The organism is Planktothrix sp. (assembly GCF_046067725.1).
GTDB lineage: Bacteria > Cyanobacteriota > Cyanobacteriia > Cyanobacteriales > Microcoleaceae > Planktothrix.
Map to the genome: position 1 here is coordinate 1 of NZ_JBJUDF010000306.1, position 16,009 is coordinate 16,009.

Genomic DNA, 16,009 nt, shown 5'->3' on the forward strand with positions numbered 1-16,009 from the left:
TACTATTATCAGTGTTTATTTGAACAAATAAAATAGCTCCTGTTAAATTGATTTTATAAACTTGTTGACCTGTTTCTAAACTCCAAGCTTCTAAATTACGAATTGTTGCATCATTATTTTTTTCAAAAGTTTGTATCAAAAGCAACTTACTATCTTTTGTTACATCTATCTATCACTAAGATTATAAGCTTACCCTAATGCTTTAATAGCCGCTTGAATTAAATCATAAAAAACAGGTTGAGACACATCAACAGTTTGAGACTCTTGACGACTTTTTCCTAACAGTCCAAAACGTTGACCTTTTTGTATCGCTAAAACTTCCCCTTTCTGATTCTTAATTCTTAATTCTTGGGTTTCACCAATAGAAGATAAACTGCAATAATATTGTTTATTATTATAATAAAATTCTGCGCTTTTTGTTAATTGAGGTTGATCATTTTCGGGAGATTCGGGTAATCTAGCCCCGACTAATTCTAACTCAATATTGGTTTGACCATTCCAAGTATTTTCTTTTAAATGATAGGCAATATCCAAACATTGGGGAAGGGGGAAATAGTCCGCCCAACGCCACGCCATTGCATTAATTGTAGGTAAGGCTGTGAGTTGAGTATGGGAAAATTTATCTTGGGTTAAGGTCAGTTTAATATGTCCTTTTCCAACCACTCGTTGTTGAATAATTCTAACATTGGGAGTCCAAAAAGTCGGAGAATTATTTTCAATACCACAGGGATGTAATTGATCAAGTTGATCATAGAGATTAAAATTAATTTCACTTAAATTCGCTTGAGCATCAATTTTAATTAAGGGTTTGAGATGTTCTAATTCTAAACATTGATGGGCAAATTCCTTTAAACGCAGTCGAAATAGTTCTAAATTTTCTGCTAATAAAGAAAATCCTCCAGCGGCTTTATGTCCTCCAAATTTATGCAGTAAATCGTGAGAATATTCTAAGGCTTTAAACACATCAAATTCAAAAATTCCCCTAGCTGAACCTCGAATCATTTGGGGAGATTCGGTTGTATTTTCTTCCTGTTCATAGGTTCCAATAAACACGGGAACGCCATATCGTTCAACTAAGCGAGACGCAACAATTCCAATGACTCCATGATGCCATTGAGGTTGTACAACCACTAACACCCGTTCTTGTTTAAAATCTATTTGTTGTTCTTCCACCCAAGCGATCGCTTCTTGTTCTATTTCTTCACATAACTGTTGACGTTTTTGATTAATTTGTTCACACTGCATTGCCCGTTCTAAGGCAATTCCCATATTATCTGTTGTTAATAATTCTATCACAATTTGGGGATCGGCTAACCGTCCAATGGCATTAATTCTTGGCCCTAAACGAAAGCCAATATCATCGGGTTTTAGAGTTTTAGAAGTCGGAGGAATGATAGGATTTTCGGGCTGTTCTTCTGATTTAACTTGATATCCTGTAGAAACTCCCGCCACTTGAATTAACGCTTGAACTCCTGTGATTTGAGAATAAGGTAATAACTTTAAACCTCGTTTTAGCCACCGTCGGTTCACGCCATTTAAGGGGGCTAAATCCGCAATGGTTCCTAATGTAAATAATTCTAATAAAGGATTCACTAACCCTTGAACTTTACCTAATTTTTGAGCTAAACAAATCGCTAAAACATAAGCCACTCCTACCCCGGCTAATCCTCGATATGGAGAGGAAATAGGTAATAATTTTGGATTGAGAATAGCATCAGCAGGAGGAAGTTTTTCGGGTAAATCATGGTGATCGGTAATAATTACCGTTAAGTCTAATTCTTTGGCTCTAACAATGGGTTGATAGGCAGCAATTCCATTATCAACGGTGAGAATAATTTTAACGTCTTCCTGATGGAATTCTTCAACAATTCGGGTATTAATTCCATAGCCTTCTGTCATGCGGCTAGGAATGGCATAATTAACATTTGCGCCTAATGTAGAAAGCGATCGCATTAATAAAGCGGTACTCGTCATTCCATCGGCATCATAATCGCCACAAATCGCTATTTTATCTCCTTGATTAATCGCCGTTTCTAACAATTCAACACTTTTTAATAAATCCTTAAATTCTTCCAAAGGAGAGGGTAAAACTTGAGATTCTGGGGTGATAAATGCTTCTACCTGTTCCGGGGTTTCAATGCCTCGATTAATTAAGACTTGAGTAACTAAAGGGATAATTCCCGTTACCTCCGATAAGTTTTGAGCGAGGTCGGGTTGTTGTGGAAAAATATACCACCGTTGATTCGGAAGTCGGGAAGAATTAAACGAGTCTGGAGAAGAAGGTTGCACAGTGAAATAGAATTAATCGATAATAGGTTAATTGTACTCAAAAATCGAAGCGTTTTATCAAAATTATTATTAATCAGGAAGTAAGTTGATCATTATCTTAAAATTTAATCCTAGATGGGGGAATGTATTTCTATCGTAGGGGCGAGGAAACCTCGCCCTTAGCAGTTATTTTGGGTTATGTTAATTTACTGGCATTAACTAACATGAAACTGCTTAAACCTCAACTTTAACCCCCTTCCAAAATGCAATATAACCTTTAATATTTTGGGCGGCAGATTTAGGTTCTGGATAATACCAAGCGGCATCTTTATTGACTTGACCTTCAACAACGATATCATAATAACTAGCAACTCCTTTCCAACCGCAAGTTGTATGGGTGTTACTTTCTTTGAAATATTCACACTTAATGGCGTCTGGGGGAAAATATTGATTACCCTCAACCACAACGCATTGGTTACTTTCTGCTAAAACTGCACCATTCCAAACCGCTTTCGGCATAAATCTCCTCTGAAGTTTACAACGTCGTATTAAAATTTAACATTTTTGAGGCATTTGATGCTCGTTCTTGGTTATCAATGAGAAAATTTTATCAAAATACTAGAGCCATTTACCCCATTTTAACCCTACAATAAAAAAGACGTTTTATCTAAATCACGAGCAATGTCAGGGCTAATTTCTACTTCCTTTGCCCAACCTCAATCCTTAGAACAGTCCCTTAAACATTTCTTTGGCTATGACTCCTTTCGACCCGGACAGCGCGAAATTATTGAACAAGCTCTAAAAAAACGAGATTTATTAATTATAATGCCCACCGGAGGGGGAAAATCTTTGTGTTTTCAACTTCCGGCTTTATTAAAACCTGGATTAATGATAGTTGTGTCTCCTTTGATTGCTTTAATGCAGGATCAAGTTGAAGCATTACAAGATAATGGAGTCGGTGCAACGTTCCTGAATAGTACCTTAACGGTCGCTGAAGCAAAATCTCGTGAAGCTGCAATTTTAAATGGTGAAATTAAATTGCTTTATGTTGCGCCGGAACGATTATTATCCGAGAAATTTTTATTATTTTTAGATTTAATAGAAGCTCAATTAGGGATTTCAGCTTTTGCCATTGATGAAGCCCATTGTGTATCCGAATGGGGACATGATTTCCGCCCGGAATACCGACAACTGAAACAACTGCGAAAACGTTATCCTAAAATTCCAGTTTTAGCTTTAACGGCAACGGCAACTCAACGGGTACGACAGGATATTATTCAACAGTTAGAGTTAAAAAATCCCTATATTCATGTGGCGAGTTTTAATCGTCCTAATTTATATTATGAAGTTATTCCTAAGAAAAAACAAAGTTTTACCCAGTTATTAAAACTGATTCAGGATGTTGGGGGTTCAGGAATTATTTATTGTTTAAGTCGAAAAAATGTAGAAGATCTCGCATTTCGATTACAAAGTCATGGACTTTCTGCTTTACCTTATCATGCGGGAATGGAAGATACTGTAAGGGCTGAAAATCAAACTCGATTTATTCGAGATGATGTACAAATTATGGTAGCAACGATTGCCTTTGGTATGGGCATTAATAAACCTGATGTTCGGTTTGTGGTTCATTATAATTTACCGCGAACCTTAGAAAGTTATTATCAAGAATCAGGACGGGCAGGACGAGATGGAGAATCCGCCCGATGTACGTTATTTTTTAGTTATAGTGATATTAAAACGATTGAATATTTAATTGATCAAAAACCCGATGCTGATGAACAACGTATTGCCCGCCAACAGTTACGGCAAATGTTAGATTATGCGGAAGCAACGGAATGTCGGCGCACGGTTCAATTAAGTTATTTTGGTGAATTTTTCTCAGAAAATTGTGAAAAATGTGATAATTGTCGCACCCAAAATCCGGTTGAGGATTGGACAATTGAAGCGATGAAATTTTTATCCTGTGTTGCCCGATGTCAAGAGCGATTTGGTATGACTTATATTATTGATGTATTAAGAGGTTCAAAAAGTCAAAAAATTTTAGATCGACGTCATGATCAATTGTCTACCTATGGCATTGGTAAAGATAAAACCGCCGAAGAATGGAAACATTTAGGGCGATCGCTTTTACGTCAAGGACTCCTCGATCAAACCACCGATGGTTATGCCATTTTAAAGTTAAATTCCCGCAGTTGGGAAGTCATGAAACGGGAAAGAAAAGTTGAAATTACAGTCATTAAAGAACAAAATCTGGAAAAATCAACTCGATCTTTGGCGATGGAAGCTGAAATGCTATTTGAACAGTTACGTCAACTTCGTAAGAAATTAGCCGATGAACAATCAATTCCTCCCTATATGGTTTTTTCCGATTCTACCTTAAGATTAATGGCACAACAACGACCCCAAACCTTAGAAGAATTAAGCGAAATTTCTGGGGTAGGAAGTCGTAAACTAGAGCGTTATGGTCAACAATTTACTCAAGCAATTTTGACCTATTGCCAAGAATCCAGTGTTTCTAACGTTAAATCTAAACCATCAGGATTTCAGCGTCAAACTTTAGAGGATTTATCAGATAGTTTAATTATAACTCTATCATTACATCAACAAGGATTAAGTTTAATGGCGATCGCAAACGAACGAGGATTAAAAACCAGTACCATTAGCGACCATTTAACCCAACTAATTGCAGCGAATCAGAATGTTAATATTGATCAATTGGTTGAACCTGACCGTAAAACGAATATTATTAAAGGGATTGAAAAAGTGGGAGATACTAGCTTAAGAACCCTTTACGAATATCTAGGAGAACAATATAATTATGAAGAAATTAAATTAGTTCGAGAATGGTGGCGACAAAATCCTTATTAGTTGGCTGCTGACTAATAACTGATTACGGGCGGGATGACCCCGCCCCTACAAATGATAACTGATAACTAATGATGAAACCAATTATTTTTTGTGACTTTGACGGAACAATTACCGCAGAAGAAACCTTTGTGGGAATGTTAAAAGAATTTGCCCCCCAAATGGCGGCAGAAATTATGCCTTTATTGTATCGACGAGAAATGACATTACGAGAAGGAGTGAGAAAAATGTTAGAATCCATTCCTTCCCGTTGCTATCCTGAAATAATAGAATTTTCTCGAACTAAGAAAATACGCCCTGGATTTGTTGAATTTTTGGATTTCCTCAAAACCCAAGGTGTTCCTTTTGTTTTAGTTTCAGGAGGTGTTCGGATTATGGTTGAAACTGTTTTAGGAGATTTAACTCAAAAAATTGATGGAATTTATGCCGTTGATTTAGGTATTTCAGAAGAATATTTTAAAGTTCATTCTGAGTTTGAAGCCGATACAGAATTAGTTGCTAAAGTAAAAGTTATGGAACGTTATCCTAACATTGAACCCATTGCTATTGGAGATTCTGTAACCGACTTAAATATGGCATTAGCCGCCCCTGTGGTGTTTGCTCGTGATCGTTTAGCCGACTATTTAGATGAATATCAAAAACCTTATTTTAAATGGACAGATTTTTTTGATATTCAAGCCCAGTTATCACAACGATGGAATCTATCTTAAATCGATCAGTGTCTTTCTCAAGGGAGGTAATTGTAAAAAATGCCACAATTTACTCGAATTCTTTCTATTGATGGGGGTGGGTTGCGAGGAATCATTCCCGCCGAAGTCTTAAAGTATATTGAGCAAAAATTACAAGATTTTACGGGAAATTCTGATGTGAGAATTGCAGATTATTTTGATTTAATTGCTGGAACCAGTGCAGGAGGAATTTTAACGGCTCTTTACCTTTGCCCTGATGCTGAAAATCCCCTTCGACCTCGCTGTTCTGCTCAAGAAGTTTATGATTTTTTTCGGTATAAGTCAAGCCGAATTTTTGAGTCTGACGCTAAGGATTACTTACCCTCAGTAACTGATTTATTTCAAGAAAAATACTCTGATCAAAAATTTAATCAGGTGATCGGTAATTTTTTTAAAGATATAAAACTTAGTGAACTGCTCAAACCTTGCTTGATTACCTCCTATGAAATCGAAAAACGAGAAGCCCACTTTTTTACTCAACATGATGCTAAATTAAATCCAAAAGATAATTATTTAGTTCGAGATGTTCTGCGGGCGACTTCCGCCGCTCCAACATTTTTTGAAGTTGCCCAAATTTACGCTCTCAACCAAGATGTTTATACTTGTATTGATGGGGGAGTTTTTGCCAATAATCCCGCCCTCTGTGCCTATGCAGAAGCCCGTCATAAATTTAATCAAGATTCTAATCTCGATAACCGCTATGAAACAGGCCCTACTGCTAAAGAAATGGTGATTTTATCATTAGGAACAGGACAGGTTAAAAAGAAATATCCTTATCAGGAGGCAAAAGATTGGGGAAAATTAAAATGGCTTGATCCGCTATTTGATATTATTATGACTGGGGTGGCAGAAACTGTTGATTATCAAATGAAACAAATCTTTGATACTACAGGGAAACCCGAACATTATTTAAGAATTAATACGGTTTTAAGCGATCGCAAAACTTTACCAATGGATAATCCTTCAGAATTTAATCTGAATGCGATTAGTCAGTTAGCGCAACAAATAACCGAACAACATCGTCAACAGTTGGATAAGTGGATTCAACTGCTTTTAGTTTAAGCTCACTTCAAGGATAAACATCATGTTTAAAGATGCCCGTCATGCTCAAATTTTATTTTTGTCGCTGTTTTTGCTATTGGGAATTGGAACGAGGGATTGGACATTAAGATCCGATTTTATGCTGGTCATCGCGTGCAGTTGTTTATTGACTCAATGGCTTTTTTCTTGCCTTTCCTCCTTCTATATTAACAAAAAAATTACACTTTTACCTGCTGAATTTTTAGCGTCTTGGCGGAGTGCGTTAATTACAACATTAGGATTATGTTTACTCCTCAGAGCCAATCATTGGACAACCGTTGCTTTAGCGGGATGTTGTGCGATCGCCAGTAAATTTATCTTTCAATCTCAAGGAAAACATTTTTTTAATCCCGCTAACTTTGGAATTATTATCGCCTTAAGTTTAACGGCTGATGCTTGGGTTTCCCCCGGACAATGGGGAACAGATTCTTGGTATTTTCTAGTATTTTTAGTAACCGGAGGTTTTATCCTTAAAAAAGTCGGTCGCTGGGATACTTCCCTTGCCTTTTTAGGTTCCTATATGGGATTAGAAGCTTGGCGAAATTTCAGCTTAGGTTGGAGTTGGGATGTTTATAGTCATCAACTCATGAGTGGTAGCCTATTATTATTTGCCTTTTTTATGATTACCGATCCTCGCTCCATTCCGAATGCAACCTTAAGCCGAATTTTATGGGCTGTCTTAATCGCCGGATTAACCTTTATTTTACAACATCAATTCTTTATCTCAACGGCTCTATTTTGGGCTTTATTTACCCTTTCCCCCCTAACAATTATTTTTGATCAAATGTTTCGAGCTTCTCGTTTTTCTTGGTCAGAAAAATCCATTAAAGATTTGCCTTTATTTCCTAGTTATTAATTTCCAAAGCAATTGTAATTTTCTGGAAAATGGAGTTATTTATGAAACAATTAAAATGGTTAATTTCTCTTTCAATGATTGTTTTAATTATTGTTGGTTTTGCTTCTCCAGCTTTGGCATTTTGTGGATTTTATGTTGCTAAAGCCGATGCGAGTTTATATAATAAAGCCTCTCAAGTGATTATTGCCAGAGAGGGAAATCGCACGATTTTAACAATGGCAAATGATTATCAAGGATCGGTCAAAGATTTTGCCTTAGTGGTTCCGGTTCCTGTTATTTTAAAACCTGAACAAGTCAAGGTTGGAGATCCCAAAATTATTCAACGATTAGATGCGTTTAGTGCGCCTCGACTCGTAGAATATTTCGATCCTGATCCTTGTAATCCCCAACCTGAATACAATCAATTACCAATGCCAGCAACTAGAGGTGTTCAGACCTTAGAGGAAGAAAAACGACAATCCGACTCCAGTTTAGGGGTAACAATTGAAGCCCGTTTTACCGTTGGTGAATACGATATTTTGATCTTAAGTGCCAAAGAATCCGATGGTTTAGAAACCTGGTTAATCCAGAATGGTTATCAAATTCCCGAAGGAGCAAGTGCTTTATTAAAACCTTATATTCAACAAGGATTAAAATTTTTCGTTGCTAAAGTTAATTTAGAAAAATTTGATCAAAATGGGTTTCAAACTTTGCGACCTTTAATGATGGCTTATGAATCTCCTCGGTTTATGTTACCGATCCGTTTAGGAATGATTAATGCTACAGGAGAACAGGATTTAATTGTTTATTTGCTATCTCCTCAAGGTCAAATTGAATTAACCAATTATCGCACCGTTAAAATTCCATCTGATCAAGAAATCCCTGAATTTGTGAAAGAAGTGTTTCCCGGTTTTTATAAATCCTTGTTCACAAAAGCTTATGAACGGGAACAGAAAAAAGTCGCCTTTTTAGAATATGCGTGGAATATGGGCGGATGCGATCCTTGTTCGGCTGATCCTTTAACTCGTGAAGAACTAAAACAAGCGGGTGTATTTTGGTTAGATTCAAATGCCTTTAATTCAGCCTTTATTACTCGGTTACATATTCGCTACGCCCGAAATACGTTCCCTGAAGATTTGAACTTTCAAGCAACATCTAATCAAGAAAATTTTCAGGGTCGATATATTATTAATCACCCTTATCGGGAACAAATGCAGTGTTCACAAGCAAAACAATATAAACAATCTGTTCGCCAACGTCAGGAACAAGAAGCGCAAAACTTAGCCACATTAACCAATTGGAAAATTGAGGATATTCGTCGCCGAATTAACTGGATAGAACTGACTTCAGATTCTTGGTGGAATCCGTTCAGAAACTAAAGTTAATCTAGGTAGGGTGCGTGTGTTTTTCGCTCACGCACCTGTTTATATTCCAATGAAACCTCTAAAATATCCTAAAAATTTACATCAAGGGTTCTACTAATCACCACAACGAGTCAATTTTATGCAATGCTATTACCCGGAATAAAACTGCTCAAACAGCATTTTAGAGTTCTGTTGCTGAAATCATCTAAATATTGAATTTTGAATGAATCACACTATGGGTACTAAGCGGACATATCAAGGTTTACCTTTGTATTGGCATCAAGAAACCTTTGAAAATGACTATCGTTGGTTAGAGTCGATTGTTCGGAATACGGCTCCCTTTTCCGATGCTTGGACAAAAGCTCGCATTGTCCAACTGGCTTATCCTATGCCCAAGGGAGCTAAAACTCAAACCCTTTATAACTTGCCCATTTATGGGTCTTATACTTCGGAATTAGCGATCGCAGACGCATTACGTTCGACCTGTAATTTAGAAGAATACCCCGATTTTGATAGTCAAGTTAATGAAGATTATGTCATTCGCGCCTTAAACAGTTGGCATAATAAACAATTTGCTAAAGCGGTGAGCCGCAACTTTGAAGTTTATGTTGATCGTCAATATTCTAATTGTTTTTTAGTCGTTAGTACAGCACGCACGTCATTAAATATTGATCGCGAACTCCCTCCGATAAACCGATTTCGTCCCTTATTTAATATTGCTGAAATGGGACGACTGATCCGAATGGCAAACTTTCGCTATCTAACTTTAAGAACTCATGGTTATGCCAGCCCAGCCGATAAATTTTATCAAGAATTTATGGCGGAAATAGAGTCTTTATCAGAAAAAGGGCCAATTAATCAGATCGGGACATTAGAACATCGTAATGTTTATATTGGTTATCGTTGGCCGAGTGAAATACCCTTAATTCATCCCGGGTTATGGAGTGATTTAGGTCAACAAAAGGGGATTACTTTTAAATTTTTATTTTTGGTCGCCCTTTTAGCTTGGATTTTTGGAACTGGATTTTATATTCTATTAACCTTAATTGGAGTTCCCTTGTTAAATTTATTCGGGATCGAGATGGCTTTATCTCCCCTGTGGTATTGGTTTGATTTGAATCAAATTTCTAATTTATTCGCTCAATGGAATTGGGTTGCATTAACAGTTTTTGCTCTCTGGCTTTTATTAATGCAACTCTTACGAATTTCGACTTATCAACGCGATCGCTATCGAGCCATTCACTATGCAGCACCAGATTTAGCCGAATTTTTTTGGAGATTAGATAAAGTTTTGGGCGAAAATCCTTATACCTCTATGCCTTTTTATCAAACGCAAAAAGAAATCGCAGTTTCTAATGATTACAACCAAAACTTTACGCCAATTAGCGTTAATTTAATTACCCATAGTATGGGTGCATTAGTGATTGTAAATGTCCTGAGAATTCTCTCGGATCGATTTGGTAAAGAAGATCGTTTAGAATATGAAAAAAATAATATGGGGGATTATTTACACTTAAATAAATTAATTTTAACGGCTCCTGATATACCCTTAGAATTTCTCCGTGAGGGTCGCAATAATTACGTCCGTTCTGCGATTTTACGATGCAATGAAATTTACTTATTTTCGAGTGATAGAGATTTAGTTCTTCGCTATATGTCTATTCTGGGAAACTGGTTTAGTGAACCTAGCATAGAAATGTCTGGATTAAGATTAGGAAATGTTTATTTAAAACCGATTAAAAATTCGGCTGGAAAAATTGACTATCAACCTTATATTCGGGTCATGATTACTTCTCAAGCTGCGGTTCAACCCACCTCAGCTTATGATTTATTTGAAAAATTCAACTATATTGATTGTTCAGAAATGCCAGGAGTTAATTATACCTCTTTGCCATTAAATCTTTTTACAAGCCTAATCATTGATGGGATGAATACTGCATTTTTTATTGCGAAAAAAGCAGATGTTCATGGTGGTTATTACTTCACCGACACCACCAGCTTTGATATTTTAAAACTTTTAATTACCCGAAACGGCTTATCCCGTACCGAAACCTTAGCTGAAATTAACCGCCTCATTACTGGGAAACCTGTTTTATTTTTACCGTCCCATGAACCATTACAAGAAAGCAGCGAAGCAGAATTAAATCATCAATCTTAAATTTTGACCGTTGATATCGGCTGGAAATGTCAGGGAAGTTTAACCGAGACTGAACCTAAATTTAACCTTAAACCCTTAAGGTAGGGGTAAGCGTTCAAAGGGCTTTCTGTGAGTATTCCAACCCTTGTCAGTCTTCCGTTAACGTCCAAATCCCGTACTTTTAGTCCCCGTGAGCAAATTCCGCTTTGGTCTGATGCGCTGTGGAAAATTGAACGAGGGGTGGTGCGTACCCTCACCTGGACAGAAGAGGGAACCTTAATTACATTAGGATATTGGGGACACAACGATGTTGTGGGAAAACCCTTATCGCAACTACAACCCTATCAAATTGAATGTGTAACTTCCGTTGAAGTCAGTCTGATCGCTTCATCCCACTGGTCAAATTATACCGATGCAATTTTAACTCATCTTCGCCAAACAGAAGAACTACAAAGCATTCTCCACACCCAACGCACTGAACAACGGTTATTGAATTGCTTAAAATGGCTAGGAAAAAAATTTGGTCGTTTGACTCCGGAAGGATTATTAATTGATTTACGTTTAACCCATGCGGATATTTCTGATGTAATTGGTGCGACACGGGTAAGTGTCACTCGCAAGATGATTAAGCTCGAACAAGAGGGATTGATTCAACGTCCGGGGCGCCATTTTATTATTTTAATTTGAATTCAACAGGATGGAATTTTAACAAAAAGGAACCCTTTCATCCATTGATTTATCCTAGGCTCTCCTCAATAAATAGTGTAAAGAGATAGTATAATAGAAAACTAAATCAGCTATATTAGAAATACCCACCCCTTGTCAAAACTATGATCAAAAATCAAATTTTAGAAGCAATCAAGCAAATGCCAAATGTAGAGAGGATAGAGATTATTGAATTTGCCTTGCAATTAATACGGGAAGACATGGAGAAGCCCGAAAAACTCAGCTTAAGGGAGGCTGCTGAAATCATGGTTCCCTACTATGCAGAGGGTAGCAACCTGACTGAGTTTGTTGATGTTGGTCATGAAGATTTCTACGAATATCAAGACTATGCTTAGAGGTCAGATTTGGCTTTATAACGCTAATCCCACCGTTGGCGATGAAATTGGTAAAACCCGCCCTTGTGTGATTGTTAGCAATGACGAGATTGGTGTTCTCCGGTTGAAAGTTGTTGTACCCATTACAGCATGGAATGACGTATTTGCCCTAGTTCCCTGGATGGTAAAAATTTAACCTACTCCTGAGAATGGGTTAAGCAAGTTGTCAGCAGTAGATACGTTTCAGGTGCGTTCTGTTTCGCAACAAAGACTAATTAAACAAGTAGGAACTGTTACGGATGAAACAATGCAGGAGATCACTCACGCCCTAACTATTGTTTTAAATATTAACAGCTAAGTGTGCTAAGTATAATAATTAATTAGTGAAAAAGTTATTTATTGCTGTTAGGTGACTTAATCTAGCGATCGCATCCTAATCCGTTATCTTAATAAATACCCACTTAAACAGGGTTGATCAAAATGACATTATCAATCGCCAAATGGAAACTAGACGACTATCACCGCATCGTTGAAATGGGTTTACTTGATGAGCGCTCCGTTGAACTGCTGTATGGAGAAATTGTTGAAATGTCCCCAGAAGGAGAACCCCACGCCTATTTCAGTAGCGAAGCCGGTGATTATCTCAGCCGTTTACTAGGAAATCGTGCCCTAGTTCGCCAAGCTAAACCTATCACCCTTCCTAACGACTCCGAACCCGAACCCGATATAGCCATTGTTCAACGTTTGGGGCGAGAATATCTCAGCCATCATCCCTATCCTGAAAATATTTTTTGGGTGATTGAATATTCCCAGTCCAGCTTAGAAAAAGATTCTACGGTAAAATATCGCCTTTATGCTGAAGCGGGAATTGCCGAATATTGGTTGATTAACCTAACCCGTCGGGAACTGATTATTTATCGTGATGCCCGTGATGGCGAATATGGTTCTAAAATGACTTTAACCGAAGGTGAAGTCACACCCCTAGCCTTTGCAGAAATTGAAATTCCCGTTCAAGCCTTGATTTGAGCAGATTAATAAGTGTTTATACCTGTATTTTCTCCCAGATTTCTAACCCAAATCTTAAAGATGAGCAAAGATTTATGGATTATTTCCCAATCGGATGTAATCTAAAAATTTGCATCTGTAATCCACAATTCACCAAAATATGGGAGAACAAAAACGCATTGGTATTTTAACCAGTGGGGGAGACTGTGCCGGTTTAAATGCAGCAATTCGGGCTGTGGTGTATCGAGCATCAGGAACCTTTGGATGGGAGGTTTTCGGTATTCGAGAAGCCACCCAAGGGTTAATGACTCGTCCCGTGAACAGCGTTCCTCTGACGATTGATAAAATCGATAATATTCTCACCGCCGGAGGGACAATTTTAGGAACTACCAATAAAGGTGATCCCTTTGCCTTTCCGATGCCGGATGGAAGTTTGTTAGACCGCTCCCAGGAGATTATTGAAGGATATCATCTCTTAGGATTAAATGCTTTAATTGGTATTGGGGGAGATGGCAGTTTAGCAATTTTGCGACGCATTGCCCAACAAGGAAATCTTAATTTAATTGGTATTCCTAAAACCATTGATAATGATGTGGGAAGTACCGATTTATCCATTGGGTTTAGTACGGCCGTTGATATTGCCACAGAAGCCTTAGATCGTCTGCATTTTACCGCCGCCAGTCATAGCCGCGTGATGATTTTAGAAGTTATGGGGCGAGATGCAGGACATATTGCCCTTCATGCAGGAATTGCGGGAGGTGCAGATATTATTTTAATTCCTGAAATTCCTTACAGTTTAGATCGAATTTGTACCCAAATTGCAGAACGACAAAAACAAGGGAAAAACTATTGTTTAGTGGTTGTTGCAGAAGCGGTAAAAACGGAAACGGGAGAACCTGTGACTAATATTAATCGCATGGGACAAGCTCGTTTAGGTGGCATTGGGCAATATTTAGCGGATGAAATTTGCGATCGCAGTGGCGCAGAAACTCGTGTTACAGTGCTTGGTCATATTCAACGGGGAGGAACTCCTTCACCGATCGATCGCATTATTGCTTCTGCGTTTGGGGTCGCCGCCGTGGATTTAATTGCTGAAGACAAATATGATCAGGTTGTGGTTTGGCGAGATCGTCAAGTGGCTAATATTCCAATTCTTGATGCGATCGCTCAATATCGGGCTGTTAATGCTAATGATATTTTAGTCGAAACGGCTCGAAGTATGGGCATTTGTTTAGGAGATTAATTCTGTAGAGACGTTCCATGGAACGTCTCTACAGGGGTTATATTCTTGTTTATAATCATCTAAAATATTAATCAAAAATGTCTCTTACCTTAGAACAACAAATTAACTACTGGACTAAATATCTCCATTCCCATCCTGATGATGTTAGAGGATATATTCAACGGGGAATGGTTTATTTTAAATTAGCGAAAATTGCTGAATCAATTCAAGATTTTGATCTCGCTGAACAATTAAATCCGATAGTTAAACCGTATCTTTGGCAGCGAGGATTATCTTATTATTATGCTGAACAATATCAACTGGGTGCAGAACAATTTGAAATCGATTTAACCGTTAATTCCCAAGATGTTGAAGAAACGGTTTGGCGTTATTTATGTATTGCCCAATTCCAAGGAGTTGAAATCGCTAAAAATACCCTGCTTCCGGTTAAAAATGATCCCCGTCCGGTTCTGAGAAGCGTTTATGATTTGTTTGCGGGAAATTGTACCCCGGAAGATTTATTAAAAATTGGGGAAAAAGACGGAAAACGGGGAAATTTTTACAGCCACCTTTATTTAGGATTATATCATGAAGCGGAACAAAATATAGAACAAGCTAAAACCTATATTCATCAAGCTGCAACCCAATATCAAATTGAGGATTATATGTGGAATTTAGCGGTTGTTCATCAAAAAATTAAATTTGGTGTTGAACCTTAGTGTTATCAATTATAATTAGAGAAACATGACTGTTAATAATTATTTAAATCAGGCAGTAAGATGACCCTAAAAGACTTAGAACCCCAACTTATGGCATTAAGTATAGCCGAAAAAGCACAGGCGATTCAATTGCTAGTTCAAAGTTTAAGTAATGTTTGGCAAGGAATTGAAAAAACTCCTGGGGTATGCGGTGGCGATGCTAGAATTTCTAACACTCGTATCCCCGTTTGGTCACTGATCAATTATCGTCGGAATGGTGCTTCTGATGCTCGAATTTTACAAGATTTCCCTCACTTGAAAGCAGAAGATTTAGTCAATGCTTGGACTTATGCTGATACTCATCCAGAAGAAATTGAGGCAGCAATTCGTAGAAATGAGGAAGATTGAAAAATGGCTCGTTTATATGCGGATCAGAATTTTCCCTTACCAATTGTTAAACTATTGCGTCTCGCTGGTCACGATGTTCTTACCACTGAAGAAGCTGGAAATTCGGGATTAGGAATTCCTGATCAGGATGTTCTTGCTTATGCTGTCAGAAATGAGCGTGCTATTTTGACGCGAAATTGGGATGATTTTAGACAATTGCACCGAGCGCATCCTGATCATTTTGGAATTATTCTTTGTAAAGAAGACTTAAATACCGAAAGACAAGCTACACGCATCAATGAAGCTATTTCTGATGAAGTCAATCTCCAAGGTAAGTTAATTAAAATCATTCGTCCGCAGCAATAATTGATAAAAACAAA

Annotated in this window: 15 protein-coding genes and 1 pseudogene; 14 read left to right on the forward strand and 2 right to left on the reverse strand. The window is 37.6% G+C overall.

Annotated elements, in window-relative coordinates:
* Positions 1 to 189: 189 nt before the first annotated feature.
* Both ACKPEB_RS19020 and ACKPEB_RS19025 read right to left on the reverse strand, forming a co-directional pair.
* Positions 190 to 2,289, reverse strand: a complete 2,100-nt coding sequence (locus ACKPEB_RS19020) for a single-stranded-DNA-specific exonuclease RecJ (protein WP_408966546.1) — start codon at positions 2,287 to 2,289, stop codon at positions 190 to 192.
* Between the two features lie 213 nt (positions 2,290 to 2,502).
* The gene (locus tag ACKPEB_RS19025) at positions 2,503 to 2,787 is read right to left on the reverse strand and encodes a DUF427 domain-containing protein (RefSeq protein ID WP_408966547.1); all 285 of its coding nucleotides are present in this window, start codon (positions 2,785 to 2,787) and stop codon (positions 2,503 to 2,505) included.
* 162 nt (positions 2,788 to 2,949) lie between these two features.
* On the opposite strand from ACKPEB_RS19025, the gene recQ reads away from it, so the two are divergent.
* From recQ to ACKPEB_RS19095, 14 genes and pseudogenes are all read left to right on the forward strand, one after another.
* Entirely contained in the window at positions 2,950 to 5,136 is a 2,187-nt protein-coding gene (gene recQ, locus ACKPEB_RS19030) for a DNA helicase RecQ (protein ID WP_408966548.1), read from the forward strand.
* Between the two features lie 71 nt (positions 5,137 to 5,207).
* Positions 5,208 to 5,843 (forward strand): HAD-IB family phosphatase, encoded by a 636-nt coding sequence (locus ACKPEB_RS19035; RefSeq protein WP_408966575.1) that lies wholly within the window; start codon positions 5,208 to 5,210, stop codon positions 5,841 to 5,843.
* Positions 5,844 to 5,882: 39 nt separating this feature from the next.
* Positions 5,883 to 6,923, forward strand: a complete 1,041-nt coding sequence (locus ACKPEB_RS19040; protein WP_408966549.1) for a patatin-like phospholipase family protein — start codon at positions 5,883 to 5,885, stop codon at positions 6,921 to 6,923.
* Between the two features lie 22 nt (positions 6,924 to 6,945).
* On the forward strand, positions 6,946 to 7,797 hold the full coding sequence (locus ACKPEB_RS19045) for an RnfABCDGE type electron transport complex subunit D (protein WP_408966550.1): 852 nt from the start codon (positions 6,946 to 6,948) through the stop codon (positions 7,795 to 7,797).
* A gap of 41 nt (positions 7,798 to 7,838) precedes the next feature.
* Positions 7,839 to 9,155 (forward strand): DUF2330 domain-containing protein, encoded by a 1,317-nt coding sequence (locus tag ACKPEB_RS19050; protein WP_408966551.1) that lies wholly within the window; start codon positions 7,839 to 7,841, stop codon positions 9,153 to 9,155.
* A 208-nt stretch (positions 9,156 to 9,363) separates the two neighbouring features.
* Positions 9,364 to 11,298 (forward strand): alpha/beta hydrolase, encoded by a 1,935-nt coding sequence (locus tag ACKPEB_RS19055; RefSeq protein WP_408967647.1) that lies wholly within the window; start codon positions 9,364 to 9,366, stop codon positions 11,296 to 11,298.
* Positions 11,299 to 11,406: 108 nt separating this feature from the next.
* Positions 11,407 to 11,964 carry a Crp/Fnr family transcriptional regulator gene (locus ACKPEB_RS19060; protein ID WP_408966553.1) on the forward strand — a complete coding sequence of 186 codons (558 nt, stop codon included), beginning with the start codon at positions 11,407 to 11,409 and terminating at the stop codon, positions 11,962 to 11,964.
* 143 nt (positions 11,965 to 12,107) lie between these two features.
* Positions 12,108 to 12,338, forward strand: a complete 231-nt coding sequence (locus ACKPEB_RS19065) for a hypothetical protein (protein ID WP_408966554.1) — start codon at positions 12,108 to 12,110, stop codon at positions 12,336 to 12,338.
* A pseudogene (locus tag ACKPEB_RS19070) lies at positions 12,331 to 12,675 on the forward strand (type II toxin-antitoxin system PemK/MazF family toxin). Before ACKPEB_RS19065 ends, ACKPEB_RS19070 begins: the two are co-directional and overlap by 8 nt.
* Before the next feature lie 122 nt (positions 12,676 to 12,797).
* On the forward strand, positions 12,798 to 13,343 hold the full coding sequence (locus ACKPEB_RS19075) for a Uma2 family endonuclease (protein ID WP_408966555.1): 546 nt from the start codon (positions 12,798 to 12,800) through the stop codon (positions 13,341 to 13,343).
* A gap of 139 nt (positions 13,344 to 13,482) precedes the next feature.
* Positions 13,483 to 14,565, forward strand: coding sequence for an ATP-dependent 6-phosphofructokinase (locus ACKPEB_RS19080; protein ID WP_408966556.1), 1,083 nt, complete (start codon positions 13,483 to 13,485; stop codon positions 14,563 to 14,565).
* 77 nt (positions 14,566 to 14,642) lie between these two features.
* On the forward strand, positions 14,643 to 15,263 hold the full coding sequence (locus ACKPEB_RS19085) for a tetratricopeptide repeat protein (RefSeq protein WP_408966557.1): 621 nt from the start codon (positions 14,643 to 14,645) through the stop codon (positions 15,261 to 15,263).
* Positions 15,264 to 15,323: 60 nt separating this feature from the next.
* On the forward strand, positions 15,324 to 15,650 hold the full coding sequence (locus ACKPEB_RS19090) for a DUF433 domain-containing protein (RefSeq protein ID WP_408966558.1): 327 nt from the start codon (positions 15,324 to 15,326) through the stop codon (positions 15,648 to 15,650).
* Between the two features lie 3 nt (positions 15,651 to 15,653).
* Complete coding sequence (locus tag ACKPEB_RS19095) at positions 15,654 to 15,995, forward strand: DUF5615 family PIN-like protein (protein ID WP_408966559.1); 342 nt, start codon at positions 15,654 to 15,656, stop codon at positions 15,993 to 15,995.
* The last annotated feature ends 14 nt before the right edge of the window (positions 15,996 to 16,009 follow it).